At 70.1% G+C, this 25,473-nt stretch carries 23 protein-coding genes; 11 read left to right on the forward strand and 12 right to left on the reverse strand.

The window, feature by feature from the left end; genetic code table 11:
- Positions 1–5 precede the first annotated feature (5 nt).
- Genes BLV72_RS39550 through BLV72_RS39560 form a run of 3 tightly spaced genes read right to left on the reverse strand, consistent with a single transcriptional unit; the run spans position 6 to position 3,113 of the window.
- Entirely contained in the window at positions 6–1,688 is a 1,683-nt protein-coding gene (locus BLV72_RS39550) for an AMP-binding protein (RefSeq protein WP_093468469.1), read from the reverse strand.
- Positions 1,689–1,728: 40 nt separating this feature from the next.
- Positions 1,729–2,631, reverse strand: a complete 903-nt coding sequence (locus BLV72_RS39555) for an acyl-CoA thioesterase (RefSeq protein ID WP_208905885.1) — start codon at positions 2,629–2,631, stop codon at positions 1,729–1,731.
- Positions 2,631–3,113, reverse strand: a complete 483-nt coding sequence (locus tag BLV72_RS39560) for a cupin domain-containing protein (RefSeq protein WP_059149298.1) — start codon at positions 3,111–3,113, stop codon at positions 2,631–2,633. Before BLV72_RS39560 ends, BLV72_RS39555 begins: the two co-directional genes overlap by 1 nt.
- 134 nt (positions 3,114–3,247) lie before the next feature.
- Here BLV72_RS39560 and BLV72_RS39565 point away from each other — a divergent pair, with 134 nt between their 5' ends.
- A complete protein-coding gene (locus BLV72_RS39565) occupies positions 3,248–3,673 on the forward strand; it encodes a RidA family protein (RefSeq protein ID WP_093468471.1) in 426 nt (141 codons plus the stop codon).
- Between the two features lie 136 nt (positions 3,674–3,809).
- A complete protein-coding gene (locus BLV72_RS39570) occupies positions 3,810–4,664 on the forward strand; it encodes a PaaX family transcriptional regulator (RefSeq protein WP_093468472.1) in 855 nt (284 codons plus the stop codon).
- A 21-nt stretch (positions 4,665–4,685) separates the two neighbouring features.
- Here BLV72_RS39570 and BLV72_RS39575 read toward each other — a convergent pair whose 3' ends face one another.
- The 6 genes from BLV72_RS39575 to hisD all read right to left on the reverse strand — a co-directional run bounded on the left by BLV72_RS39575 (position 4,686) and on the right by hisD (position 13,382).
- The gene (locus BLV72_RS39575) at positions 4,686–5,570 is read right to left on the reverse strand and encodes an SDR family oxidoreductase (RefSeq protein WP_137964642.1); all 885 of its coding nucleotides are present in this window, start codon (positions 5,568–5,570) and stop codon (positions 4,686–4,688) included.
- A 217-nt stretch (positions 5,571–5,787) separates the two neighbouring features.
- Complete coding sequence (locus BLV72_RS39580; protein WP_093468475.1) at positions 5,788–6,294, reverse strand: inclusion body family protein; 507 nt, start codon at positions 6,292–6,294, stop codon at positions 5,788–5,790.
- Between the two features lie 4 nt (positions 6,295–6,298).
- Positions 6,299–8,143: a thiamine pyrophosphate-binding protein gene (locus BLV72_RS39585; RefSeq protein WP_093468477.1), complete on the reverse strand. Its 1,845-nt coding sequence runs from the start codon at positions 8,141–8,143 to the stop codon at positions 6,299–6,301.
- Positions 8,140–10,179, reverse strand: coding sequence for a flavin monoamine oxidase family protein (locus BLV72_RS39590; RefSeq protein WP_093468479.1), 2,040 nt, complete (start codon positions 10,177–10,179; stop codon positions 8,140–8,142). Before BLV72_RS39590 ends, BLV72_RS39585 begins: the two co-directional genes overlap by 4 nt.
- Before the next feature lie 482 nt (positions 10,180–10,661).
- On the reverse strand, positions 10,662–12,020 hold the full coding sequence (locus BLV72_RS39595) for an MFS transporter (RefSeq protein WP_093468480.1): 1,359 nt from the start codon (positions 12,018–12,020) through the stop codon (positions 10,662–10,664).
- 42 nt (positions 12,021–12,062) lie between these two features.
- Positions 12,063–13,382: a histidinol dehydrogenase gene (gene hisD / locus BLV72_RS39600; RefSeq protein WP_093468482.1), complete on the reverse strand. Its 1,320-nt coding sequence runs from the start codon at positions 13,380–13,382 to the stop codon at positions 12,063–12,065.
- A 217-nt stretch (positions 13,383–13,599) separates the two neighbouring features.
- Between hisD and BLV72_RS39605 the strand changes: the two genes are divergently transcribed.
- The gene (locus tag BLV72_RS39605; RefSeq protein WP_093468483.1) at positions 13,600–14,601 is read left to right on the forward strand and encodes a LacI family DNA-binding transcriptional regulator; all 1,002 of its coding nucleotides are present in this window, start codon (positions 13,600–13,602) and stop codon (positions 14,599–14,601) included.
- Positions 14,602–14,752: 151 nt separating this feature from the next.
- Here the strand turns inward: BLV72_RS39605 and BLV72_RS39610 are convergent, their stop codons facing one another.
- The gene (locus tag BLV72_RS39610; protein WP_093468485.1) at positions 14,753–15,172 is read right to left on the reverse strand and encodes an SRPBCC family protein; all 420 of its coding nucleotides are present in this window, start codon (positions 15,170–15,172) and stop codon (positions 14,753–14,755) included.
- Between the two features lie 38 nt (positions 15,173–15,210).
- Positions 15,211–16,221, reverse strand: coding sequence for an aldo/keto reductase (locus BLV72_RS39615; protein ID WP_093468486.1), 1,011 nt, complete (start codon positions 16,219–16,221; stop codon positions 15,211–15,213).
- Positions 16,222–16,359: 138 nt separating this feature from the next.
- Between BLV72_RS39615 and BLV72_RS39620 the strand changes: the two genes are divergently transcribed.
- Positions 16,360–17,298, forward strand: coding sequence for a LysR substrate-binding domain-containing protein (locus BLV72_RS39620; RefSeq protein ID WP_093468488.1), 939 nt, complete (start codon positions 16,360–16,362; stop codon positions 17,296–17,298).
- A gap of 2 nt (positions 17,299–17,300) precedes the next feature.
- Here BLV72_RS39620 and BLV72_RS39625 read toward each other — a convergent pair whose 3' ends face one another.
- Positions 17,301–17,804: a MarR family winged helix-turn-helix transcriptional regulator gene (locus BLV72_RS39625; RefSeq protein ID WP_093468490.1), complete on the reverse strand. Its 504-nt coding sequence runs from the start codon at positions 17,802–17,804 to the stop codon at positions 17,301–17,303.
- Positions 17,805–17,967: 163 nt separating this feature from the next.
- On the opposite strand from BLV72_RS39625, the gene BLV72_RS39630 reads away from it, so the two are divergent.
- The 7 genes from BLV72_RS39630 to BLV72_RS39660 all read left to right on the forward strand — a co-directional run bounded on the left by BLV72_RS39630 (position 17,968) and on the right by BLV72_RS39660 (position 25,465).
- Positions 17,968–19,173: an MFS transporter gene (locus BLV72_RS39630; RefSeq protein WP_093468491.1), complete on the forward strand. Its 1,206-nt coding sequence runs from the start codon at positions 17,968–17,970 to the stop codon at positions 19,171–19,173.
- 49 nt (positions 19,174–19,222) lie between these two features.
- Complete coding sequence (locus BLV72_RS39635; RefSeq protein ID WP_093468493.1) at positions 19,223–19,648, forward strand: GlcG/HbpS family heme-binding protein; 426 nt, start codon at positions 19,223–19,225, stop codon at positions 19,646–19,648.
- 53 nt (positions 19,649–19,701) lie between these two features.
- Complete coding sequence (locus BLV72_RS39640; RefSeq protein ID WP_093468494.1) at positions 19,702–20,526, forward strand: aldo/keto reductase; 825 nt, start codon at positions 19,702–19,704, stop codon at positions 20,524–20,526.
- Between the two features lie 135 nt (positions 20,527–20,661).
- The gene (locus BLV72_RS39645; protein ID WP_093468496.1) at positions 20,662–21,678 is read left to right on the forward strand and encodes an LLM class oxidoreductase; all 1,017 of its coding nucleotides are present in this window, start codon (positions 20,662–20,664) and stop codon (positions 21,676–21,678) included.
- Between the two features lie 158 nt (positions 21,679–21,836).
- Complete coding sequence (locus BLV72_RS39650) at positions 21,837–23,387, forward strand: sugar ABC transporter ATP-binding protein (protein ID WP_093468498.1); 1,551 nt, start codon at positions 21,837–21,839, stop codon at positions 23,385–23,387.
- On the forward strand, positions 23,384–24,418 hold the full coding sequence (locus BLV72_RS39655; protein WP_208905886.1) for an ABC transporter permease: 1,035 nt from the start codon (positions 23,384–23,386) through the stop codon (positions 24,416–24,418). The genes BLV72_RS39650 and BLV72_RS39655 overlap by 4 nt, the downstream gene beginning before the upstream one ends.
- 36 nt (positions 24,419–24,454) lie before the next feature.
- Positions 24,455–25,465 carry a sugar ABC transporter substrate-binding protein gene (locus BLV72_RS39660; protein WP_167746493.1) on the forward strand — a complete coding sequence of 337 codons (1,011 nt, stop codon included), beginning with the start codon at positions 24,455–24,457 and terminating at the stop codon, positions 25,463–25,465.
- Positions 25,466–25,473: the final 8 nt, after the last annotated feature.

Consider the following 25,473-nt stretch of genomic DNA (forward strand, 5'->3'; position numbering starts at 1 on the left):
TCCTCTTAACTCTCGGCGACGGCCTCGGTGGCCCGCTCGTCGTCATGGGCCGGGCGCACCTGGCGCAGCAGCTTGAAACGCTGCAGTTTGCCGCTGGTGTTGCGCGGCAGGGCGTCCTGGAACCGCACCTCGCGCGGGTATTTGTAGGGCGCCAGGAGCTGCTTGACGTGGTCCTGGATCTCCTTCACCTTGGCCGCGTCGCCGGGCACGCCGTCCCGCAGCACCACGAAGGCGCACACGATCGAGCCGCGCTCCGGGTCGGGGCGGGCCACGACGGCGGATTCCACGACGTCGGGGTGGGTGTCGATGGCGGACTCGACTTCGGGGCCGCCGATGTTGTACCCGGAGGAGACGATCATGCTGTCGCTGCGGGCGTGGTAGTGGAAGTAGCCGTCCTCGTCCCGGTGGAAGATGTCACCGGTGATGTTCCAGCCCTCCAGGACGTAGTCCCGCTGTCTTTCGCCACCGAGGTAACGGCAGCCGACCGGGCCGATGACACCGAGTCTGCCCGGCTCTCCGGGGCCGAGTTCCGTGCCGTCCGGGCCGAGGATCGTGGCACGGAAGCCGGGGACCGGCTGTCCCGTGGCGCCGGGCCGGATGGCGTCTCCGGCGGCGGAGATGAAGATGTGCAGCAGCTCGGTGGCGCCGATCCCGTCGACCACCTTCAGGCCGGTGCGACTCCGCAGGTCCTCCCAGGTGGCGCGGGGTATGTGCTCGCCCGCCGAGACACCGATCCGCACCCCGGCGAGCTGCCGTTCCCGCCCCTCGCGCAGGATCGCCCGGTAGGCGGTGGGCGCGGTCGCCAGCACGGTGACGCCGTGCCGCCACACGATCTCCGCGAGCTGCGGGGGCGTGGCGGACTCCGTCAGCAGGGCGCAGGCACCGGCCCGCAGCGGGAAGACGACCAGCATGCCGAGGCCGAAGGTGAAGGCCAGGGGAGCGGTGCAGGCGACCAGATCGTCCGGCACCAGGCCCAGGGTGTGGCGGCCGAAGGTGTTGTCGATGGACAGGATGTCCCGGTGGAAGTGCATGGTGATCTTGGGGGTGCCGGTGGATCCCGACGTGGGGCCGAGGAGCGCCACATCGTCGGCGGCGGTGTCCACGTTGGTGAACTCGCCGGACTTGCCCGCGGCCCTGGCCACCAGGTCCTCCGGGCCGCCACCGCCGTACCCGACCACCGTCAGCCCGGGCAGCACGGCGTCGCGGACCGTGCGGACCTCGTCGGTGAACCGGTGGTCCACCAGGGCGATCGAGGGCCGGGTGCGTTCGGCGATCGGGGTGAGTTCGCGGGTGCGCAGGGCGGCCATCGTGGTCACCACGACACCACCGGCCTTGAGGACGCCGAGCCAGGTCGCGACGGTCCAGGGGTTGTTGGGCGAGCGCAGCAGGACGCGCTGCCCCGGCATCAGGCCCAGGTCCTCGGTGAGCACCTGGGCGACCTGATTGGCACGGGTGCGCAGTTCGCCGTAGGTGCACAGTCCGCCGTCCGGGGTGCGCAGGGCGGGGCGGCCGGGGCCGAAGAGCGCGGTGGGGGTGTCGATGAGCTCGGTCGCGGCGTTGAGCCGGTCCGGGTAGCGCAGTTCCGGCGTCGTGAACTCGATCGTCGGCCACAGATGCGCGGGCGGCAGCTGGTCGCGCGTGAAGGTGTCGATGTGTGCGGAGGGTGAGAGGGGGAGCGGAAGAGTCACGGAAGAGTCCTTCCGTAAGCCCGCCGGGGAGCGCGGCGGGTCAGGTGGGACGGATCAGGCCCTCCTGGACGACAGTTGCCAGGTGGCGGTGATCGCGTGTGAAGAAGCGTCCCGTGCCCAGGCCGCGGCCCGCGTCGGCGGCGACGGCTTCCTGGACGTAGAGCAGCCAGTCGCCCAGCGGCCCCGGACGGTGGAACCACATCGCGTGGTCGAGGCTGGCGGTGACCAGCCCGGGCCTGGCCCAGGGCAGGTCGAGCACGCGCAGGACGGGTTCGAGGATCGTGTAGTCGCAGACGTACGCCAGGGCGGCCTGGTCCCGTTGGGCGTCGGTCAGCCCGTCGACCGGACGGAGCGGGTCGAAGGGCCTCAGCCAGACCGCCTGGTGCGGAAGGCGTTCTCCCTCGACGGTGAGGTAGACCGGGCCGGGGACATGCCGCATGTCGAAGCTGCGGCCGCCGGACCAGTACGCCTTGGACTCCTCGGTCATGGACCCGCCGTCGCGCTCCGCGAGGTACTCCGCCGAGCTGGGCAGGGTCCCCGGGTCGGGCACATCGTCGGCGAACGCGGCGTCGAAGGCCGCACCGGCCTCGCCCGCCGCGAAGCCGGCCAGGCACACGTACAGCGTTTTGCCGTTCTGATAGCCGCGCACCTGCCGGGTGCTGTAGCCGCGCCCGTCGCGCACCACCTCCACCTCGTAGCGCACCTCGGCCCCGATGTCGGCGGGCCGCAGGAAGTAGCTGTGCATCGAGTGCAGTGACTTGCCGTCGGTCACCGACCGCATGGCCGCCGCCGCGGCCTGGGCGACCAGATCGCCGCCGTACGCCTTGGGCCACGGGCACGGCTGGGTGGTGGCGGTGAAGGCGAGGTCGAAGTGCTCGGGCTGGGCGAGCTTCAGGGTGACGGCGGCGGTGAAGACGGCCGAGGTGGGGGGCGTCACGGACATCAGCGGTCCAGCCAGTCGCGCAGCTCGGCGTCGGCCACGTCGGGCAGATTGACGACGATGTTCTCCGGCGTCCGGGTGGTCATCCAGGTCAGCGGCTTGGTGCGGGAGAGGTTGCACTCCACATGCGGCATGAAGGGCGGTACGAAGACCCAGTCGCCCTCCTCCATGTCGACATAGTCCTCGAACCGCTCGCCGAAGTAGATGCGGGCCCGGCCGGAGAGGACATAGCCGCCGGTCTCGGCCTCGCCGTGGTGGTGGGTCACCGAGCGGTAGCCGGGTTCATTGCTGACCTTGCCGAACCAGAGGCGAGTGGCCGGGGTGTGCTGGATGCTCACGCCCGAGACGCGGACGGCACCGCCCGAGTCCGCGGTGTTGCCGCTCTCCAGGCCGCCGCGCGTCACCACGGGGGCGACGATGCCGCTGGGCAGCCGGTACATCGAATTGTCGCCTTCGAGGCGGTACTTACTGAGGTCGGGCTCCATGGTGTCGGCTCCGTTCAGTCGGGGACCAGGATCCGATGTCTCGTGTTTCTCACGGTCGTCATTTAAAGTCAATACACCTGGATGGACCTGCCCGACCGTGGGACAGGACGGAACGCAACCGAGCCGGAGGCCCCATGACCCCCGTCCCCGTGAACCCGACCACCCTGCCGACACCCAGCGGCTACGCACACGGAACACTCGTCGGAAACACGCTCCACCTGGGGGGACAGACCGCCCTCGACGCCGACATGAAGATCGTTCCGGGCGGCATCGTCGAACAGTTCCGGCAGGCGTTCGGCAACCTGCTCACCACGCTGCGCGAGGTCGGCGGACACCCCGAAGACCTGGTGAGCGTGACCATCTACCTCACCGACATCCCCGACTACCAGGCGCACGGCAAGGAGATCGGCAAGATCTGGCGCGAGCTCGCCGGGCCGGTCTACCCGGCCATGGCGGGCATCGGCTGCACGGCGCTGTGGCAGCCCGAGGCCATGATCGAGATCCTCGGTGTGGCCGTGATCCCGGAGGAACGACTCGTGGCGCCGCACACCGGGGGGTGAGGCGGACCCGTCGGAGCAGGGGATGAGACCCCTCCCGTACGGCCCCGGCGGGCCGGTCGCGCGGTGCGGCGGCGCACCGGGCCTCGTCCGGGAGCGGGTGATCACTGCGCCGCGCCAGACGTTAGGGTGCCGGTACATGACCGCGCAGACGACAACGGCCACCACCGCGGCGGGTGAGCGGGAGTCCCGCCACGCCCCGCTCATCCTCACGGTCTTCGGCCTCTACGCCCGGGGCGAGCACAACTGGCTCTCGGTCGCCTCGGTGATCAGCCTCATGGCGGACCTCGGCGTGGAGAGCCGTGCCGTGCGGTCCTCGGTGTCCCGGATGAAACGCCGCGATGTGCTGCGCGGCGAGCGCCACGAGGGGCTCGCCGGCTACTCGCTCGCCGACTCCACCCTGCAGACCCTCGCCGAGGGGGACGTACGCATCTTCCGGCAGGCCAGGGCGTCCCGCGAGGACGGCTGGGTCCTCGTCGTGTTCTCCGTGCCCGAGTCCGAGCGCGAGAAGCGGCACGCACTGCGCACCACCCTGACCCGGCTGGGCTTCGGCACCGCCGCGGCGGGCGTCTGGATCGCCCCCGGACACCTGGCGGCCGAGACCCGGCGCACCCTGGAACGCCGGGAACTGGCCGCGTACGTCGACATCTTCACCGGTGACCACTTCGGCTTCGGGGATCTGCGGGAGAAGGTCCGCTCCTGGTGGGACCTCGACGAACTCACCGCCCTGTACGCGGACTTCCTGGACCGGTACCGCCCCGTCCTGGACGCGGTGACCCGGCACGAGCCGCCACCGCTGGAGGCGTTCCGTACCTATGCGCCGATGCTGACCCAGTGGCGCCGCATGCCCTACCGCGACCCGGGGCTTCCCCTGGAACTCCTTCCGGAGGAGTGGAACGGCGTGGCCGCGGGTGAACTGTTCCACCGGCTCCACGACCTGCTGAGCGCCCCGGCGGCGGCGCACGCCGCTGAGGTCTTCCACACACAGCCCTGAGGCGGCGTGGCGCCGGTCGCGCTAGGGCAGCGGCGTGCCCCCGGTGGCGTTGACGATCTCGGCGGTGATGTAGCTGGCCTGCTGCGATGCCAGGAAGACATAGGCGGGGGCCATCTCGGCGGGTTGCGCCGGGCGGTTCAGCGGGCTCTGGAGTCCGAAGGTCGAGGTGTCCGGCAGCGTGGCGGGGATCAGGGGCGTCCACACCGGGCCGGGGGCCACGGCGTTGACACGGATGCCGCGCTCGGCGAGATTGCCGGCCAGCCCCTGGGTGAACGTGACGATCGCGCCCTTGGTGGTGGCGTAGTCGAGCAGATGGGGACTGGGTTTGTACGCCTGTACCGAGGTGGTGTTGATGATGCTGCCGCCTTCCGGGATGTGCGGCAGAGCCATCTTGCACAGCCAGAACATGGCGTAGAGGTTGGTGTGCATCACCCGGTCGAACTGCTCGGTCGTGATCTCTTCCAGCCCCTCGGGCTGTGACATCTGGTAGGCGGCGTTGTTGACGAGGATGTCGATCCCGCCGAACGCCTCGACTGCCTTGTCCACCAGCCGTTGACATGCGCTTTCCTCGCGGATGTCACAGGGGAAGGGGACTGCCCGGCGCCCGGCCGCCTCGATGAGGCGCACGGTCTCCCGGGCGTCCTTCTCCTCCTCGGGCAGATAGCTGAAGAACACGTCGGCGCCTTCCCTGGCGAAGGCGAGAGCGACCGCACGGCCGATTCCCGAATCTGCCCCGGTGATCACCGAGCGCCGGTCCTTCAGCAGCCCGTGGCCTTCGTAGGTGTTCTCACCATGATCGGGCCGAGGCTCCATCGCCTCCGTCTCGCCGGGATGCGCCTGGTCCTGCTGCGGGAACTCCGGCTGCGGGTGCTGTTCCACCGGATGACGCTGCTCCTGCTGATTCACGGGGGCACCTCCTGGCCATGGACGTCGGACGGATCTTCCGGCCCCGGGTCCCCTACGGCCTACCAGGACAAACGCAACCCGAATCGGAAAGACGCCCGGGACACGGCCCATGGACCCCGATCGTCACCCGAAGGCACCACCCGCCCATGCCTGGCAGGCGGTGCGGGTGTCCGCACCGCCTGCGTGACGTGCCGCTACCCGACCGCGGCGATGCCCGTCAGGAGCGTTTGTCGATGGTGATGAACGGGTCCCACTGGAAGTACCCCACCAACTTCTGGTCGCTGTCCAGGAGCTGGAAGAAGAAGCGGTAGGTGACCCGGCCGGTCTTCTTGACGTCCGCCTCCCAGTAGTGGTCCTGATAGTCCTGGGTCTCGAAATCCGGCTGGTCGGTGGCCCCGTCCTTCGGAATCGGGTAGGTGCCGTCGCCGATCACGATCCGCGGCTTGCTGATGAGCTGGTCGCCGCTCAGGTACCGGTACAGCAACGCGCAGTACTCGCTGTTGAGCGACAGCGTGGTCTCGCGCCACCTGATGATGTCCCGGGGGTTGGCCCGGAAGTTCAGCTCGGCCCCGGAGGTGCCGATGACGCGGTCCTGACGCGTCGTCATATAGATCAGGGTGTGGTCGACCTGCGTCGGCGCGTCGGGGTTCCTCGATGCGTCGGGGTAGCGCTTGGCGATCGAGACCGCGTCGAACGCGATCATCACGTTGATGAATTCCGACATGTCCCTACTCCTCTTCCAGCTTGTATGCCATCGCCCGTGGGTAGTCGTGCCGCTGCAGGCGGACGCGGACCAGCAGCGGTCCGGCGTTGATGGGGTCGGTGGGGTCGGTGAGGCGGGCCAGCAGCTCGTCCAGGTCGGCGGTGTGCGCGATGGCGACCCCGTTCGCCGGGGTCTTCTTGCCGGCGAAGACCTCCGCGAGGCGGTCGTACTGCCACGGGTGGAGGACGTTGTAGAAGTCCGCGCCATTGGTGGTGTCCGCGTCGCGCGCGTCCCGGTCCGCGAAGTAGGACGGGTGCACCAGCATCTGCTCGATGCCGTAGAAGTGTCCGTTGTCCATGATGAACACCACCGACCGCAGCCCGAGCCTGGTGTGGGTGGAGATCTCCTGGCAGGTCTCCTGGAAGGCGCCGTCGCCGACGAACACCATCGGGCGGGCGTGGCCGCGCTCCGGGGCGAGCGCGGCGCCGGTGGCCGCGCCGACCGACCAGCCGATGGACAGCCAGCTGATCTGCGACAGGAACCCGCCCGCGGGCAGGGTCAGGTTCATCGCGCCGATGAGGGAGAACGCGGCGTCGGAGACGACCGTCCAGTCCTCCCGGGTCTCCCGGCCCAGGAAGTGGTTGATCCGGTCGAATACGCCGTCGTAGGTGAGCCGTTCACCGGACCGGGACGACGAGCCGCCGACGCGCAGCGTGGCGCGGTGATCCTGGAGGCCGGCGGGCCGGTCGTCGGGCGCGCCCTGATGGGCGTGGGCCTCGGCGTAGTAGTCGGCGGTCAGGCCCCCGGAGCCGTAGCGCGCCACCAGCGCGTCCTGGAGGGCGGGGATCAGCCGGGTGAGCTGGACGTCGGGGAAGTACCGGGTGCCGACGCCGACACCGCCCTGGGCGGCCATCACCCAGTCCGTGCCGACACACTGCTCCCCGCCCAGGTTCTTCGACGTGGACCAGGCGCCGAGGCCGATCCGGCAGGTGGCCCAGTCCTTGAAGATCCAGCGCACATCCGGGTGGCTGGCCTTGCCGTTGTACACGCCGTGGAACTGAGGCCCCCGCTCGTCGACGACGGCCTTGGCGCCGACGGTGGTGCAGAACGGCACCCCGGTGGCCTGCGTCAGGTCGGTGAGCTGCCCGTCGAGGCCGAACCGCTCGACCTCCTCGCCCGCCCATACGATCGGGCGGGGCCTGCCGTCCGGGCCGGGGTGCTCCTCGATCAGGGCGAGGATCGCGTCGACGGCGCTCGACAGCATGGTCCGGTTGCGCGCGCTGAACGGCCGCTCGCGGCGCAGCAGCGGCTCCTCGGCCACCGCGCAGGGCTCGTCCCACAGGTCCTCCATGACCTCCAGATAGACGGGCCTGCGCTCGGACAGACAGGCGGTGAGCGCGGCGTCGATCTGGCCCGGGGCCAGGCCCGGGTTGGAGATGACCTGCGCCTCCACCGTGACCTGCCGGTAGACCTCCAGATTGCTCTCCCGGCGGGGGCTCATATGGGAGGTGAGCAGGCCCAGTGCGCGGTAGTTCTGCCACTGCTCGTAGGGCGGGCAGGCGTTGATGGCGACGAGCGGGACGTGTTCCACATAGGCGCCGCCGCAGGCGCCCAGCAGATTGAACGCGCCGACGCTGTAGGTGACCGCGGCCGCGCCGATGCCGTGGAGGCGGGCGTAGGAGTCGGCGGCCTGGCCCGCGCCGCCCTCGGTGGGGGTGCCGACCCACTCGATGTCACCCTCGGCCCGCAGGACGGTGAGGAACGGTCCGAGGTGGTTGCCGGGCACACCGAACAGATGGGTGATGCCCAACTCGGCCAGCCGGCGGGCCAGATAGTGGGCGACCGTGCACTCGGGGGTGATCTCGGTCATGAGCGGCCCCCCTGGTCGGGGCCCGGGGTGGTGAGGGGCGGGGCCTGGTGGACGGCGATGGCGGCGCGGACGGCGCTCTCCAGGGCGCCCTCGATCCAGGCGTGCTTGAGGGAGGTGTGCTCCCCGGCGAAGTGCACGGGGCCTTCGGGGCGGGAGGCGTCCAGGTGGAAGCTGGTCATCTGGTGGGCGGTGTACGTGGCGGCCTCGCCGAAGGCGTACGGATCGCGGGCCCAGCTCTGGGTGGCGCCCCGGCCGGTGAAGAACACCTCGATGCGGCGGCCGTGCAGGGCCTGGAGGTTCCGCAGGGCGTAGACATAGCGCTCCGCCTCCCGCATGGAGTCCCAGCGCGCCGCGTCGTCGGACCAGGAGTACGAGGCGAGCACCACGCCACCGGTGCTGCCCTGGACCCCGTGCGAGGGGTAGTACATGAACCGGTTGGGGTTGTCGGTGGCCGAGCCCCCGCCGAAGCAGTGGGTGGCGGGCCGGACGGCGGGGCCGCGCAGCGGCATGGTGCTGTTGAACTGCCGCACCTCGTCGGTGACACCGCTGTCCTTGACCGCGGCGCCGAGCAGATCGGCGATGCCCGCCTCGGCGAGCGCGGGGGCGGGCGCGGCGCCACTCTCGCCGCCTCGCTGGTAGTAGTCGTAGAGGCCCGGTGAGATGCTCTCCAGCTCGTTGCGCCAGCCGTCCTCGGTGAACTCCCACCACCGGTGGCTGAACTCCAGCAGCACCTTGGTGGCCTGGTCGTAGTGGGTCTCGATGATGGCGCGGCGCTTCTTGTACGACATCGAGGGGACGATCTCCACGAAGCGCAGGGTGGAGAACGGGATGGTGACGATCGCCAGGTCCGCGGTCCACAGCTGGGTCGGGCCCGCCGGATTGTCCTCGGCGACGGTCTGCACGGCCACGCCCCACCCGCCCGGTCCGACGGCGCCGGTGCCCTCGGGGACGGAGTCGCGGCTGGGGTCGTCGTACTCGAGGCGGATCATGCGGTGGCCGAACCGCACCTCGTCGCGCAGGCCCCGGTGAAGGGCGTCGGGCAGCCGCCAACTGCCGCCGGGTATCTCCCAGTAGCGCACGGTGGGGCTGATGTCGGTGTGGCTCAGGAAGCTGTGGAAGAAGGAGAGGTGCAGCCGCGAGGACATGTTCTCCAGCGTTCCGACGGCCTCGATGGCCTCATCGCTGAGCCCGGCGTAGTCGCGCAGGAAGCCGCCCATCGAATAGCCGTCGAAGTCGTGGATCACCCGCGCCCAGCCCTCGACCCACTGGTCGAACGGCTTGTTGACGCGCTGCCCGTCCACCACGTCGGAGTAGTAGTCCCGCACGCTCTCCAGTGCGTCGTCGACCATCCGCACGGCGGGGGCGCGGACCTCGTCGTCGGTGAGGTGGAAGCCCTCGTTGATCCGTTCCGGGATGGTGGCGTAGTCGGCGCGCCGCACCTGGACGCGGTTGGTGCGGATCCAGGTGTTGCCGCGCTTGTCGGGCTCGCGGAAGTCGGGGCTGTCGTCGCCGTAGCTCCAGGTGCGGCCGGTGAAGGAGGTGTACGTCACCGGGAGGGCGGGGACATCGGGGCCGCTGCCGGTGGTGGGGTCGATGTCCACGTTGTAGAACTGCCGGCGGCCGAGCCCGAGTTTGTCGACGAGGGCGAGGACGAGCGGATGGAAGTCGGGTAACCGCATGGCGCCGGCCTCGGCGTACTGGGCGGGGTCGTCGAACGGCTGATGGTGCTTGGTGGTGCGGAAGGTCTTGATGCGCCCGCCGACGCGGCCGGTGTTGGCCTCCAGGATGGTGACGTCGTGGCCCGCGTCCTTGAGCAGTCGGCCGGCCACGAGGCCGGTGATACCGGCGCCGATGATGAGGATCTTCTTGCGGGGGTGGCGGGTGGGGCCGAGGCGGCCGGTGTCGATCAGGGTATGGAGATATTCGAGTTTGAGGTCGCTGTTGTCCGGCCCGATGAGGAGGAGTTCGCGGGCCAGCTTGAGACACGTCTGCCAGCGGGCACGGGTGGCGGAGTTGTCGCGGGGAGCGTCGGTCATAGCTTGCGATCGTAGATATGAAGAAACGATTTATCGATTCACCGACTGAGTAATGCATTGGTAAAGTCCAAAAACCGGGGATCGCGCGGCTGACGGAATTTCGACTTGCCGGATTTCCTGGCGGGGAAAGCCCAGGACCCGGCTGGGGCGCAAGCTCTACCAGGGGCGGAGGGTGAGGGAGAATACAAGAACGCCCGTGCCGCGCTGAACTGAGTGGCTATCACGCCGACATGCGCAACGGGCCCGGGTCGGCCACGCCGAAGCCGTGGACGGATGTCGAACTCCTGCGCGATAAAGGCAAGGGGGAAGTCGCATCAACACCTGTGGCCGCTCGTGTGCCCTTCAGAAACCCATTTCGGCGGGGCGGGCGGGATGTCCGTAGGAGTTTCAGGCCGCAGAGGACATGCCGTAGGAGAAACGACATGGGCGGGTTTCCGGCCCACTGGCCCGCCGGAAACCCGCCCACCTGTCCACATGGAATTTCAGTTCGACGTCGTGACCGCCTCCGGACTCGGTTCGCCGTCCTGAGCGGCCCCGCCCGGCTCCGCGTCCAGGCTTCGGCGGAAGGTCTCCGGAGCGGCCACCATCGTCGCCGCGGCGATGAGGGCACCCGCGGCGACCAGGAGCATCAGACTCCAGGACGCCCCGCCGCTCCACAGGATCACCGACGTGGCCAGCATCGGGGTGAAGCCGCCGAGCACCACACTGCCCGCCTGGTAGCCGATCGACACTCCGCTGTAGCGGACCCGGGCGGGGAACAGCTCGGCGTAGAACGCGGCCAGCGGGCCGAACACCGCGCCGTGCCCGAAGGCCATGACCGCCACCAGGGCCAGACAGATCAGCACCGGTGACCGGGTGTCGACCAGCAGGAAGAACGGCCCCGCGAAGGCCGCCATGAACAGCGCGCCCCCGATGAACACCGGCCGGCGGCCCACCCGGTCGGAGAGCGCGCCCCACAGCGGGATCACCGCGATGTCCACCGCGGCGGCGACCATCACCCCCGTCAGCCCCACCTGCCGTGACAGGTCGAGCTGTTCGGAGAGGTAGGTGAGGATGAAGACGGTGAAGATGTAGTAGTTGCCGCCCTCCGCGAACCGGGCACCGACGGCGATCAGCACCTCCTTGGGGTGCCGGCGCACCACGTCGACCAGCGGCCGCCGGGACCGCCCTCCGCTCTCGGCCGCCTGGGCGATCGACTCGGGCTCCGAGATCCGGGAGCGGATGTAGAGGCCGACGGTGGCCAGCAGCGCGCTGGCGAGGAAGGGCAGCCGCCACCCCCACGCCAGGAACTGCTCATCGGGCAGCAGGGATACGGCGCTGAAGACACCGGTGCCCAGCAGCAGCCCTGCCGAGACCCCGGTCTGCGGCCACGCCCCGTACAGACCGCGCCGGCCGCTCGGCGCGTGCTCGACCGCCATGAGCACCGCGCCACCCCATTCGCCGCCGACCGCGAACCCCTGCACCAGGCGCAGGAACACCAGCAGGGCGGGGGCCCACAGACCGATCTGGGCGTGCGTCGGCAGCAGGCCGATCAGGGTGGTGGCCGACCCCATCAGGGTTAGTGTCACCACGAGGGTGGCCTTGCGGCTGACCTTGTCCCCGTAGTGCCCGGCCACGAACCCGCCCAGCGGGCGGGCCAGGAACCCGGCCGCGAAGGTCGCGAAGGCGGCCATGATCCCGGCGGTCGAGCTGACCTGCGGAAAGAACAGCCGGTTGACGACCAGGGCGGCCGCGGTCCCGTAGATCGTGAAGTCGTACCACTCGATCACGCTGCCGATGGTGCTGGACGTCAGTGCCCGCCTGGCCGGGGCCCCTGACGCCGTCGATGCTCCGGAGGGCATGGCTGCCTCCTTCTCTTCTGCGCGGATGCCGATGGGACGGGGTCAGGCGTCGTAGGAGTGGCCGGGAGCCCAACTCAGCGGTTGCCCCGCGTACTTGGCCGCCCGGACGTCGCCGGAGCGGGCGTGGCCCTCGAAGAGCTCGGTGCGTGCGGCCCGGCCGCAGACCTCCCCGAGCAGCGCGCTCGACGCCGGGTCGGTGACCTGCTGGTAGGTGACCGTCTTGAGGTACTTCCCGACCCACAGCCCGCCGGTGTAGCGGGCCGCGCCGCGCGTGGGCAGCACGTGGTTGGTGCCGATCACCTTGTCCCCGTAGGAGACGCAGGTCCCCTCGCCGAGGAACAGGGCGCCGAAGTTCCGCATGGCGTCCAGGGCCTTACGGGGCTCGGCCGTGAGGATCTGGACGTGCTCGCTGGCGTAGGAGTCGGCCAGTGCGTACGCCTCGTCGAGGTCGCCGACGACATGGACCTCGCCGTGGTCCCGCCAGGCGGGCCCGGCCAGATCGCGGGTCGGCATGTCCGGCAGGATCTCCTCGATGTGCGCGATGACCTCGCGGCCGATCCGCTCCGAGGTGGTGATCAGCACCGCCGGGGAGTCGGGTCCGTGCTCGGCCTGGCTGAGCAGGTCCACGGCCGCGATGAACGGGTCGGCGTGCTCGTCGGCGACCACCAGGGTCTCGGTCGGCCCGGCGAACAGGTCGATGCCCACCTCGCCGAACAACTGCCGCTTGGCCTCGGCCACATACGCGTTGCCCGGTCCGGCGAGCAGGTCGACCTTGCCGATGCTCTCGGTGCCCAGGGCCATGGCGGCGATGGCCTGCACCCCGCCCAGCAGATGGATCTCATCGGCCCCGGCCAGGTACATGGCCGCGATCGTGGCATCGGGCACCTCGCCCCGGATGGGCGGTGTGCACGCCACGACCCTGGGCACCCCGGCGGTCTTGGCGGTCACGATGGTCATATGCGCCGAGGCCAGCAGCGGGTAGCGGCCACCGGGCACATAGGCACCGGCCGCGGCGACCGGGATGTGCTTCTGCCCCAGCGAAACACCCGGCAGGGTCTCCATCTCGAACTCGCCCAGGGAGGCGAGCTGCCGCTCCGCGAAGGCGCGCACCTGGCGCTGGACGAAGCGGATGTCCTCCAGCACCTGCTCGGGAACGCGGGCGACGATCTCCTCGATCTCCTCCGCCGTCAGCCGGAAGGACTCCGGCTCCCAGCGGTCGAACCGGGCGGAGTACTCACGGACGGCGACGTCACCGCGCGAGCGGATGTCGGAAATGATCCCGGTGACGGCGTCGATGACCTCCGGGCTGCTGCTGCCGGGCGTGCTCTTCGCGGCGGCGGCGGCTTTCAGGGTCAGGACCATGACGGAGCCAATCTCTCGGCGCCTTCTCGGCGCGTGGTTACGTATTCATGGGACCGTACGCCTCCGTCATGAATACGTAAACATGCCCGCCGAAGATCTTTTGCCGACCACCCCGGCGGGGGTGCCGATGGGTGCGCCGCTAGGATGACTACGTAAACACCCAAAAGCACCGTCGGGGCCGGGTCCGGCCCCGCGGATCCGGCCCTACGGAGGAGCTGTGGTCACCAGTCAGGACGTGGCCCGGCTGGCCGGAGTGTCACAGGCGACCGTCTCCCGGGTGCTCCAGGGCAGCGCCCGGGTCTCCCCGGAGACCAGGGAGCGCGTCCTGACCGCCATGAAACAGGCCGGCTATCACCCCAACGCGGCCGCCAGGGCCATGCGCACCCGGCGCGCCGGCACGATCGGTGTGGTCGTCGCGGACATCACCAACCCGTTCTATCCGCAGCTGCTGGAAGCGGTCAGCGATGAACTCGGCCGCGCGGGGCAGCGGATGACCCTGTGGAACGCCACCGGACCGAGCGAGGCCAGTGCCCTGGAGGCCATCCGCGAAGGCGCGGTGGACGGGCTCCTGTTCACGACGGTCACCGAGATGTCCAAGCCGCTCGAAGAGGCGCTGCAGTGCAATGAGCCCGTGGTGCTGCTCCACCGGGGGCTGGACCACATCGGCTGCGATCAGGTCACCGCCGACAATGTGGCCGGCGGGCGGCTCGCCGCCCAGTACCTGGTGCGGGCCGGACATGAGCGCATCGGTTTTCTGCGCGGACCGCAGTCGGCCAGCACCGCGCTCCACCGGGAGCGCGGCTTCCGCGAGATGCTCGGCGAACTGGGGCACCCGCTGGCACCGGAACTGGTGCGCCCGGGGGACTTCTCCCACGACACGGCGCGCGCCGCGATGCGCGAACTGCTCGATGGCCCGCATCCCCCCTCCGCCGTCTTCTGCGCCAACGACCTCACCGCCCTCGGCGCCGTCGACGGCGCGATCTCCCTGGGCGTGCGGGTCCCCGAGGACGTCTGGGTGGTCGGGTACGACGACATCGCGATGGCCGCGTGGGAGGCGTACGGCCTGACCACCGTGCGGCAGCCGATCACCGACATGGCGCGGATGGCCGTACGCATGCTGATCGAGCGGATCGAGGACCGCACGCTGCCCGCCCGGCGCCGGGAGTTCCCGGCCGAGCTGGTGGTCCGGCGGTCCACCGCCCATACGCCCGCGTCCTGACACCGCATCCTGAACCTGGGCGGGGAACGCCGCCGCCCGGGCGCGTGGTGCTCCCGGGCGGGCGGTCTTCCAGGCGTTCGGCTCGGCGGGCCGTCAGGCGTTTCCACGCAGCGACCTGTCAGGCGTTTCCACATGGCGGCCCGTCAGGCGGTCAGCCCTCCAGGGTGTTCCGCAGGGCGGCGAGACCGTCGGCGTAGATGCCGTGGAAGAGCGCGACGGCTTCGTCCTCGCTGACGTCGGTGGGGGTGAACGTCCCGGACCACTCGACGTGCGAGGCGCCGGACCGGCCGGGAACCTCGCGCACGGTCAGGGTGGACAGGTAGTCGGTCACCGGGAACGGCGCGTCGAGGATGGCGTAGCTGTACGAGCGCGCCGCGTCGTCGAAGGCCACGAGCCGCTCGACGATCACACCGCCGTCCTCGTTGCGCAGATGACGGACGCGGCCGCCCTCGGCGGCGACGCTCTCGGTGATGTACGGCAGCCAGTCGGGCAGCGCGTCGAAGCCGCCGATGAGCTGCCACACCCGCTCGGGCGGTACGGGCAGGTCGAGGGAGGCGGTGGTGGAGGCCATGGAAATGCTCCTGTCGGGGCGGGGGACGGGAGGGTGGATCAGTCGGTGGGCAGGGGGGCCAGGGGGGAGACCAGTCCGGCGTCGCGCAGCTCGGTCCAGAACGCCGCGGGGACGGTCTCGTCGAGGGCCGCGACGTCCTCGGCGATGCGGCTGGGCCGGGTCGCACCCGGGATCACGGCGGCGGCCGCCGGATGGGCGAGGGAGAACTGCAGGGCGGCCGCCTTGACGCTGACGCCGTGCCGCTCGGCGAGTTCCTTGATGCGCGTGACCTTCTCGATGATGTGCGCGGGCGCGTCCTGGTATTCGAAGTGGGTGCCGCCCGCGAGGATGCCGGAGCTGTACGGGCCGCCGACGACGAGGTCGACGCCCTGCTCGGCCGCCGTGGGGAGCAGGCGCTGCAGGGCGCGGTCGTGGTCGAGCAGCGTGTAGCGCCCGGCGAGCAGGAAGGCGTCCGGCTTCGGCTCGTCCAGGTCGAGGGTGAGCTCAATGGGCTCGACGCGGTTGACGCCGAGGCCCCACGCCTTGATCACGCCCTCGTCGCGCAGCCGCTGCAGCACGCGGAAGGCGCCGGTGCGGGCACTCTCGTAGACGGCGAGCCACTCGTCGCCGTGGAAGTCCTGGGCGACGTCGTGGACCCAGACGATGTCGAGCCGGTCGGTGCGCAGGCGCCGCAGGCTGTCCTCGATCGACCGCAGGGTGGCGTCGGCCGTCCACTCGTGCACGATCTTGTTGGGACGGCCGTGTTCGAACAGACCGCCCTTCTCGCCGAGATCACGGTTGGCGGGGTCCTCCACCTCGTCGAGGATGACGCGACCCACCTTCGTGCTCAGCACGTACTGGTCGCGGGGGCGCCCGGCGAGCGCGTCGCCGAGGCGAATCTCCGCCAGGCCGGCGCCGTAGAAGGGAGCGGTGTCGTAGTAACGGATGCCGTGGTCCCAGGCGGCGTCGACGGTGGCGGCGGCCTCCTCGGTGGAGACGTCGCGGAACATGCTGCCCAGCGGTGCGGTGCCGAAGCCGAGGCGACCGGGGAGCAGGGACTTGATGGTCATGAAGGGTCCTTGCGAAGAGGGGGAGGGGCGGACTCATGGCCTTGGCCGGCCCGCCGTTCTTTCGTCTTCGACAGTAGGATCGGTACTTCAGACTGTCCAAGACTCTCTTGGATAGAGTTGAGTCCTCGGAGGTCTTACGTGCTTGACCTGCGTCAACTGCGCTACTTCAGCGCCGTGGCCGAGACCGAACACGTCGGCCGCGCCGCCGAGCAACTCCACATGTCGCAGTCTCCTCTCAGTCGGCAGATCGCCCAACTGGAGAAGAACCTCGGCCTCACCCTGTTCGAGCGCAGCCAGCAGCGCATCCGGCTCACCCGCGATGGCGCGATCTTCCTCAGCGAGGCCCGGGCCCTGCTGCGCCACGCCGACCGGCTGGAGAACCTGGGCCGCCGGCTGGGCAGAGGCGAGGAGGGCGGCCTGTGCATCGGCTATGTCGCCGACGCCATGCACACGGGGGTGCTGCCGGGGGCGCTGCGCCGGCTGCAGGAGGAGAGCCCCGGCATCCATGTCGCGCTGTACAGCATGCCCGCGGCCGAGCAATTCGAGGGACTGCGCCAGCGCAGCCTCGACATCGCCCTGGTGCGGGAGCCACCGGGCCGCGACGACCCCGTGCTGCGGGCCGCGCCGCTGCTGGAGGACCCGTTGCTGCTCGTCCTCCCGGCCGGCCACCCGCTGGCCGCGCGCGAGACGATCGCGGCGCGGGACCTGGACGGCCAGCCGTGGATCGCGGTCGAGGAGCCGGGCGACCCGGTATGGCGGGACACGTTCGTCGCCGCGTGTGTCGCCTCCGGCTTCACGCCCGACATCCGTCTCGACGCCGCGGACCCGCTGACGGCACTCGGCCTGGTGGCCTCCGGCCTCGGGCTGGCGCTAGTGCAGAAGAGCATGGTGCGCGGGGCGACGGACGCCGTGGCCGTGCGCACCCTGCCCTGGCACGAGGCGTCCGTTCACCTGTGGGCGGTCTGGCACCACATCGATCTGCGGCCGGTCGTCGCCTCGTTCCGCGAGACGGTGCTGTCCGATGAGCGGGAGATGGGTGCGGGGCCACTGGCCGGTGGGCTCGCCTCGGGGGTGTGAGGTCAGCCGGGGAGCCCGCACCCCCGAATCCGGAGTGACGAAGCGTCAAGGGGCGATGCCTCCAGGGACGCCACGGCCGCGACCAGGGTGGTGAGCCTCGGGTCCCGGCCGGCCAGGTCGAGCGCTTCGCGCAGGGCCTCTTCGTAGCTTGGCCGGGCCTGGCGGAGCAGTGTGAGACCGGCCTCGGTGACGTTGGTGTAGATCCCGCGCCGGTCGGTGGGACACAGATAGCGGGAGAGGAGTTCGCGGTCCTCGAGCCGGGTGACCAGGCGGGTGGTGGCGCTCTGGCTGAGGGCGACGGCCTCGGCGACCTGCTTCATCTGCAGATGGCCGTTCTCCCCGTCGTGCTGTCGGCTCAGGACGTCCAGAACCGCGTACTCGCGGGCGCTGAGCCCATGGCGGGTATGAAGGGCCCCCTCGAGGTGCGTCTCGATCCTGCTGTGCAGCAGTGACAGGGCGCACCAGCTCTGGGCGAGGGGAGTGGCGTCGAGGTCTGACGTGGTCATGGGTGCCTCCTGGGTGGGGCGGGATGGGGCGGGGCCGGGGCCCCGCGGCGGTGACGGTGATGTGATACACAGCCTGAGCAATATAGCGCGCTTGCAATTAGTGTGTATGCAAGTATCGTGGACGCTCGTAAAGGGCGGTAGCAATCACTTGGAGTGAACTTTCATGCCCATCGCACTGCTGGCCCTCGCCATCGGGGCCTTCGGGATCGGAACCACCGAGTTCGTGATCATGGGGCTGCTGCCCGAGGTCGCCGGGGACTTCGATGTGTCCATCCCCACCGCCGGGTTCCTGGTGACCGGCTACGCGCTCGGCGTCATGGTCGGCGCACCGCTGATGACCGCTCTCGGTACCAAGATCTCCCGCAAGCACATGCTGATGCTGCTGATGGGGCTGTTCGTGGTGGGCAATCTACTCTCCGCGCTCGCCCCCGCCTTCGGCGTGATGGCCGTGGGACGGATCGTCGCCTCCTTCGCACACGGCGCGTTCTTCGGCATCGGATCGGTCGTCGCGGCCGACCTGGTCGCCCCCGAGAAGAAGGCCGGTGCCATCTCGATGATGTTCACCGGCCTGACCGTCGCCAATGTCGTCGGCGTGCCGCTGGGCACCTCGATCGGCCAGTCGCTGGGGTGGCGGACCACCTTCTTCCTGGTCGCGGCGCTCGGCGTGGTGGGCCTGGCGGGCATCGCCAAGCTCATTCCCGACATCCCCAAGCCGGAGGGCGTGCACCTGGTCCATGAGCTGGCCGCCTTCCGCAACGCGCAGGTGCTGCTGGCCATGGCGATGACCGTGCTCGGCTTCGGCGGTGTCTTCGCCGCGATCACCTACATCGCGCCGATGATGACCGAGGTCGCCGGCTTCGCGGACTCCTCCGTCACCTGGCTGCTGGTCCTCTTCGGACTCGGCATGGTCGGCGGCAACCTCCTCGGGGGCCGGTTCGCCGACCGGGCGCTGATGCCGATGCTGTACGTGTCGCTGGGCGCGCTCGCGGTGGTCCTGGCCGCGTTCACCTTCACCGCCCACAACAAGATCGCGGCCGCCATCTCCATCGCTCTCGTCGGCGCACTGGGCTTCGCGACCGTGCCCCCGCTGCAGAAGCGGGTACTGGACTACGCGGCGGGCGCCCCCACCCTCGCCTCCGCCGTCAACATCGGCGCCTTCAACCTGGGCAACGCGCTCTCGGCCTGGCTCGGCGGCCTGGTGATCTCGGCCGGACTCGGCTACACGGCCCCCAACTGGGTCGGTGCCATCCTCGCCGGATCCGCCCTGGCCCTCGCCATCCTCTCCGCCGCCCTGGAGCGCCGTGACGCCCGCCACATTCCCGACGGCGCCACCACCGAGCCGGCCCAGGTTTCCACCGCCCGGCACTGAGTCACCCGTCACCCAACAGCACCACCACCATCAAGGAGACCCACCCGCCATGAGCACCACCGAGACCGCCGTCGCCCCGCTGACCACTCAGGACGCCGAGGCCCTCCTCCAGGCCGCCCGCGCCGCCGCCGAGGCGGCCGGGGTGACGGCCGCGATCAGCGTCCTCGATGCCGGTGGCCACCTCCTGGCCTTCCGGCGCGACGACCGGGCCGTACTGATCGCGGGGGAGACCAGCACCCGCAAGGCGTTCACCGCGTTGCAGCTCGACGCCCCCACCGCGGACCTGGTCGACGCGGTCCAGCCCGGAGGCGTCTTCCACACCCTGCCCACCGCCCTCGACCGCCCGTTGCTGTTCCTCGCCGGTGGCGTCCCGGTCCACCGCGACGGCCGGCTGGTCGGCGCGATCGGCGTGGGCGGCGGCGCGCCCGAGCAGGACCACGGGATCGCCACCACCGCGCTCGCGACGCTCGGCTGACCCCCGAACCACCAGCACATACCCGCAACCACCAGCGAACCGAGAAGGGCACCATGACCTCCGTACCCCACCTCACCCTCCACACCGGCCTCGAGATCCCGCAACTGGGCTTCGGCGTCTTCCAGGTGGAGGACGCGCAGACCACCGACGCGGTGCTCTCCGCCATCGAGGCCGGCTACCGCAGCATCGACACCGCGGCCATCTACGGCAACGAGGCCGGGGTCGGCCGTGCCCTGGCCACCTCTGGCGTCCCCCGCGAGGAGCTGTTCCTCACCACCAAGCTGTGGAACGCCGACCAGGGATACGACTCCACCCTCGCGGCCTTCGACGCCAGCGTGGCCAAGCTGGGCACCGACTACGTGGACCTCTATCTGATCCACTGGCCCACCCCCGCCCGCGACCGCTACCTGGACACCTGGCGCGCCCTGGAGAAGCTGCTGGCCGACGGCCGCACCCGCGCCATCGGCGTGTCCAACTTCCAGCCCGCCCACCTGCAGCGGCTGCTCGACCACAGCGGTGTGGTCCCGGTCATCAACCAGGTCGAGCTGCACCCCTATCTCCAGCAGGGTCAGCTGCGGGACTTCCACGCCCAGCACAAGATCGCCACCGAGGCGTGGAGCCCGCTCGCTCAGGGCGCCCTTCTCCAGGACCCCGCCCTGGCCGCGATAGCGCAGCGGCACGGCAAGACGCCCGCGCAGGTGGTTCTGCGCTGGCATCTGCAGCTGGGGAACGTGGTGATCCCCAAGTCCGTGACCCCCGCCCGCATCCGGGAGAACATCGACGTCTTCGACTTCACCCTCACCCCCGAGGACATCGAGGCGGTCAACGCTCTCGACCGTGGCCAGCGCACCGGGCCGGACCCCGACACCCTCAACTGACCCGACGCCACCCCTCTCGACCGCGCCGCTGTGGCCGTGCTTCATCAGCCGGCCGCGGCGGCGCGGCCCGTTCCCGCCCTGATTCCCTTCCTCCTCGCCCCTGTTTTCCCCTCTCCTGGAAGCCGTCTTCGCGTCATGTCCACTGCTCTGAGCCGCCTGACACACCCCCACAGCGGCCGCCTCACCCTCGGCCTGGAACTCCCCCTGGACAACGACTGGGGACAGTCCCGGCTGGCCACCGACCGGAAGGCGGGCCGCCCCTTCGGCGTACCGTCCCTCGACGCACACGCCCAACTCGCCCGCCTCGCCGACCAGTCCGGATTCGCCGCCCTGTGGGTCCGGGACGTCCCGCTGTACGACCCGGTGCACTTCGGCGACGCCGGGTCGGTGTTCGAGACCTTCACCCACCTGGGCCACCTCGCGGCGATCACCGAACGCGCCGTTCTCGGCACCGCGGCCGTCGTTCTGCCACTGCGCCGGCCGCTCCTGGTCGCCAAGGCGGCCGCGACCGTCGACGTGCTGTCCGGCGGGCGCTTCATCCTCGGCCTGGCCAGCGGTGACCGTCCCGTCGAATACCCGCTCTTCGACGTCGAGTTCACCACCCGCGCCGAAACCTTCCGCGACGGCGTCGAGGTGCTGCGCACCGCCTGGTCCACCCCGCCGCCCGGCCGGGGAATGGAACTGCCACGGCTCGGCCTCACCGCCGACCGGCAACTCGATGTGCTGCCCAAGCCCACCGCCGGGACCATCCCGATCGCGGTCGCGGGCAATGCCCAGCAGAGCCCGGAGTGGATCGCCGAACACGTCGACGCGAGCCTCAACTACCCCCGCGACCTCGGAGCGCTCCGCCTGAAGACGGAGAAGTGGCAACGGCTGACGGCCGACCATCCCAAGCCCTATCTGACCCCCATGATGCTCGACCTCCTGCCCGACCCCGCGGCCCCCGCCACGTCCATCCGGCTCGGACTCCGCACCGGCCGGAACGGCCTCGTGGAACACCTGGAGAAGATGTCGGCCCTCGGCGTCGCGCATGTCTCCTTCAACCTGCGACCGGGCGACCGCCCCATCGAGGACGTACTGGCCGAACTCACCGACCACGTACTGCCGCGTTTCCCCTCACCGGTCGTCGCCGAGGGGCCCATGGCGAGGTAGGTCGCCGCATTCGTTTGTCCCACGTGGTAGACACGACGTTCATCTCGTGAGAAAAAAGGTTCCAGCTCGGTGCCCCTACGGAGCCACGGGCAGCAGTGGTCGACCTTCTGAACGAGCAGTGACGTGCCTAGCGCAAGGGAGCAGGCGAATTGACCAGGATGGGTGTGGCCGCGTCCTCGGCATCCGCATCATCACCACCGAGGACGACCACTTTCACTCTCGACGGGGTCGGCAAGGTCTACCCGGGTGTCGTCGCCGTCTCCGACGTCACCCTCAGTGGTTATGCGGGCGAGGTGCTCGCCATCTGCGGTGCGAACGGCGCCGGCAAGTCGACACTCACCAAGCTGCTGGCCGGTCAGGAGCGCCCCACCAGCGGGCGCGTGATCGTGGACGGATACGACGGTGAGATCACCACACCCTCCGCGGCCCTGGACGCCGGAGTGCTCCTCATGCATCAGGAGCCGGTCATCGTGGACACGTTCACCGTCCAGGAGAACGTCTGGCTGACCGGCCTCAGCTCGGCCGGCCGCCGCAGGCCGTGGCAACGCGTCGGGGGTCGCGACCGCGCGGACCGCACTCGCGCGGCCCTCGGCGTGGTCGGGATGCGCGACGTGGATCTCGGCATGCCGGCCGGACGGCTGGGCCCCGGCCCCCGTCAGATGGTGGCGCTCAGCCGGTCCCAGGTGAACGAGCACCGGGTGCTGCTGCTGGACGAGACCACCGCCTCCACCACCGAGGAGCACTTCAAGGACGTCGAGACACTCGTGCGCAAGGAGCGCGAAGCGGGTGCCACGGTTGTCTTCGTCTCGCACCGCATGCCGGAGGTGTTCGCCCTCGCCGACCGCATCGCGGTCATGCGCAACGGCGCCCTCGTCGACGTCGTCGACAGGGCGGACACGACCCCCGACGAGATCATGACGCTCATGATCGGCCAGGCCGTGATGGCCCTCGAGCCACCGGAGCCGGTGGCCGCGTCCGCCGCCCCCGTCCTGCTGGAGGTGGGGGACGTGTCCTCGGGATCCGCGTCCGGCATCTCCTTCTCGGTGCGGGAAGGCGAGATCGTCGGTGTCTACGGTCTGGTCGGCAGCGGGCGCAGCTCCCTCGCCCGGTCGATTTCGGGTCATCAGCACCGCGACACCGGCACGGTGCGGGTGCGTGGCCGCGAGGTGAACCCGCGCTCACCGCGGGCAGCCCTGCGCCAGGGGATCGCCTACCTCAGCGAGGACCGCAGGCGTGAGGGCTTCGTCAAGGACTTCGACAACGCCGCCAACCTCACGCTGAGCACGCTCGGCGCGTTCTCGACCGGCGGAGTGATGCATACCCGCCGTGAGCGCCGCCGGGTGGCCCAACTGGTGTCCGACTACGGGATCAAGGGCGGCGCCGAGCAGCTGACCAGCTCGCTCTCCGGTGGTAACCAGCAGAAGGTCTGCATCGCCAAGGCGCTCGAGAGCGAGCCCGATGTCCTCGTGCTGGACGAACCGACCAAGGGCATCGACGTCGGTGCCCGGTTGAACATCTACCAGATCGTGCGGAGCCTTTCGGAGCGGCGCAAGGCGGTCGTCGTCGTCACCAGCGAGGCCGAAGAGGCCCTGGCCCTGTGCAACCGGGTGATCGTGCTGCGCGACGGCGTCATCGCCGGCGAGTTCGTCTCGAAGACCAGCACCACCGACGACTTGACCCGTACCGCCCTCGGAGGAGAAGTCCAGTGAGCCACGACACCGCGCCCAGGACGGTCGCCGCACCACCCGCGGCCCGTGAAGAAACGCCCATCGGCGGCCTGACGCTCCGCCGCGCCGGGCAGTGGGCGAAGGAGCAGTATCCGCTCTACATCCTCGTCGCGCTGCTGGTCTTCGCCGGCTTCACCTCCGACGCCTTCTTCTCCTCGTACAACATGTCCAACCTGCTGCTGCAGGTCTCGGTGATCGGCATCGTCACCCTCGCGCAGTTCCTCATCGTGCTCACCGGTGGCATCGACATCTCCGTCGGCGCGGTCGCCGGGCTCGCCGGTGTGCTCTCCGCCGGTCTCTTCGGCGGCGGGAACACCCTGCTCGCGGTGTCGGTGGCGCTCGTGCTGGGCGGCGCCGTCGGCGTCTTCAACGGCTACCTCATCGCCTACCGCGGGCTCGAAGCCTTCATCGTGACCCTCGGCATGCTCGCGCTCGGCCGCGGGCTCGTCTACGCCTACACCGAGGGCCAGCCGATCGCCCCCCACGCCGCCGACTTCCGCACCATCGCCACGACGGCGATCGCCGGCGTCCCCGTGCTCGGCATCGTCTGGATCGTTCTCGCGATGGCCATGGCCTTCCTCACCCGCCGCACCGTGTTCGGGCGCCGCGTGTACGCGCTGGGCAGCAGCAGGGAGGCCGCCCACGCAGCCGGTGTGCCGGTGAAGGCCACCATGATCTCGGTGTATGTGATCGCCGGCGTACTGGTCGGCTTCGCCGGCTTCCTGCTCGCCGCCCGCATCGGCGCGGCCACTCCGACCGGAGGGGACAACTACGAGATCGACTCGATCGCGGCGGTGGTCATCGGCGGTGCCAGCCTGGTGGGCGGCCGCGGGCGGGTGCTCGGAGCGTTCCTGGGCACGCTCATCTTCGGCGTGATCTCCAACCTGCTGGTGCTGCTCAACGTCTCCACATTCCTGCAGGACGCCTTCCGCGGGGCCCTGATCATCTTCGCGATGGTCCTCACCACCGTCCAGTTCACCCGGCGCCGTCGGCAGAAGACCGCACGTTCCTGAGGCCGGCGCATGACACGACACGACACGGAGACCTGCATGACAACCATGCGACGGGGCTCGCTCGCCGCACTGTCGGCGGTGGTGATCGGCCTGGCCGGCTGTTCGACCATCGGTGGCAAGGCGTCCTCCAGCGGCCCCAAGGAGGCCAAGGACCCCACCGACGTCACCATCGGATTCTCCCAGCGGCAGCTGGACGCGCCCTACTTCGCGGCCATGGTCGACGCGGCCAGGAAGCAGGCCAGGAAGCGGGGTTTCCACCTGGAGGTACAGAACGCCGACGGTGACGCCGTCACCCAGCTCAACCAGGCCCAGACCCTGGTGGCGCAGGGGATCGATGTGCTCGTGGTCGACGTGATGAGCCCGAAGACGCAGAAGGTACAGCTCAAGGACGTGGCGGGGGAGGTGCCCCTCGTCTTCGTCGACACGGGCATCGACGGGGTCGGCGTCACCTCCGTCTCCTCCGACAACTACGCGATCGGCAAGCTCTCCGGCCGGCTCGCGGCCAAGCGGTTCCATCACGGCTCGACGATCAGCCTGGCCATCCTCAACGGTGGCCCGGACGACGAGATCGTCGGCCCCGACCGCCAGCGGGGTTTTCTCGACGGCCTGCGCGCCGGTGGCGTCAGCTATCACATCGTTGCCAAAACGTCCGCGAACTACTCACAGGACGCCGCGGTACCGGCCACCGAGTCGATCCTCGCGGCGCACCGGAACGTCGACCTGATCGTCGGCCTCAACGACTCGATGACGCTGGGGGCCCTCAGCACACTGCGCGACAAGGGCAACAAGAGGACGCTGGTGGCCGCGGCGGCGGACGGCCAGAAGCGGGCGCTCCAGGAGATCAAGTCGGGTGGGTGCGAGGGCCGGTACATCTCCACCGGTCTGAATTCGCCGAAGCTCGCCGCCGACCTGGCCTTTGACATCGCGCTGCGGATCGGCACCGGTGACGTGGCGCCGAAGGACATCAAGAAGCAGCGGTACACGAAGGCCGCGGGCATCGACTGCGAGAACGTGGACGACTTCCTCGACCCGCACTCCGTGTTCTGATCCCGGGC

This window comes from Streptomyces melanosporofaciens (assembly GCF_900105695.1).
GTDB lineage: Bacteria > Actinomycetota > Actinomycetes > Streptomycetales > Streptomycetaceae > Streptomyces > Streptomyces antimycoticus.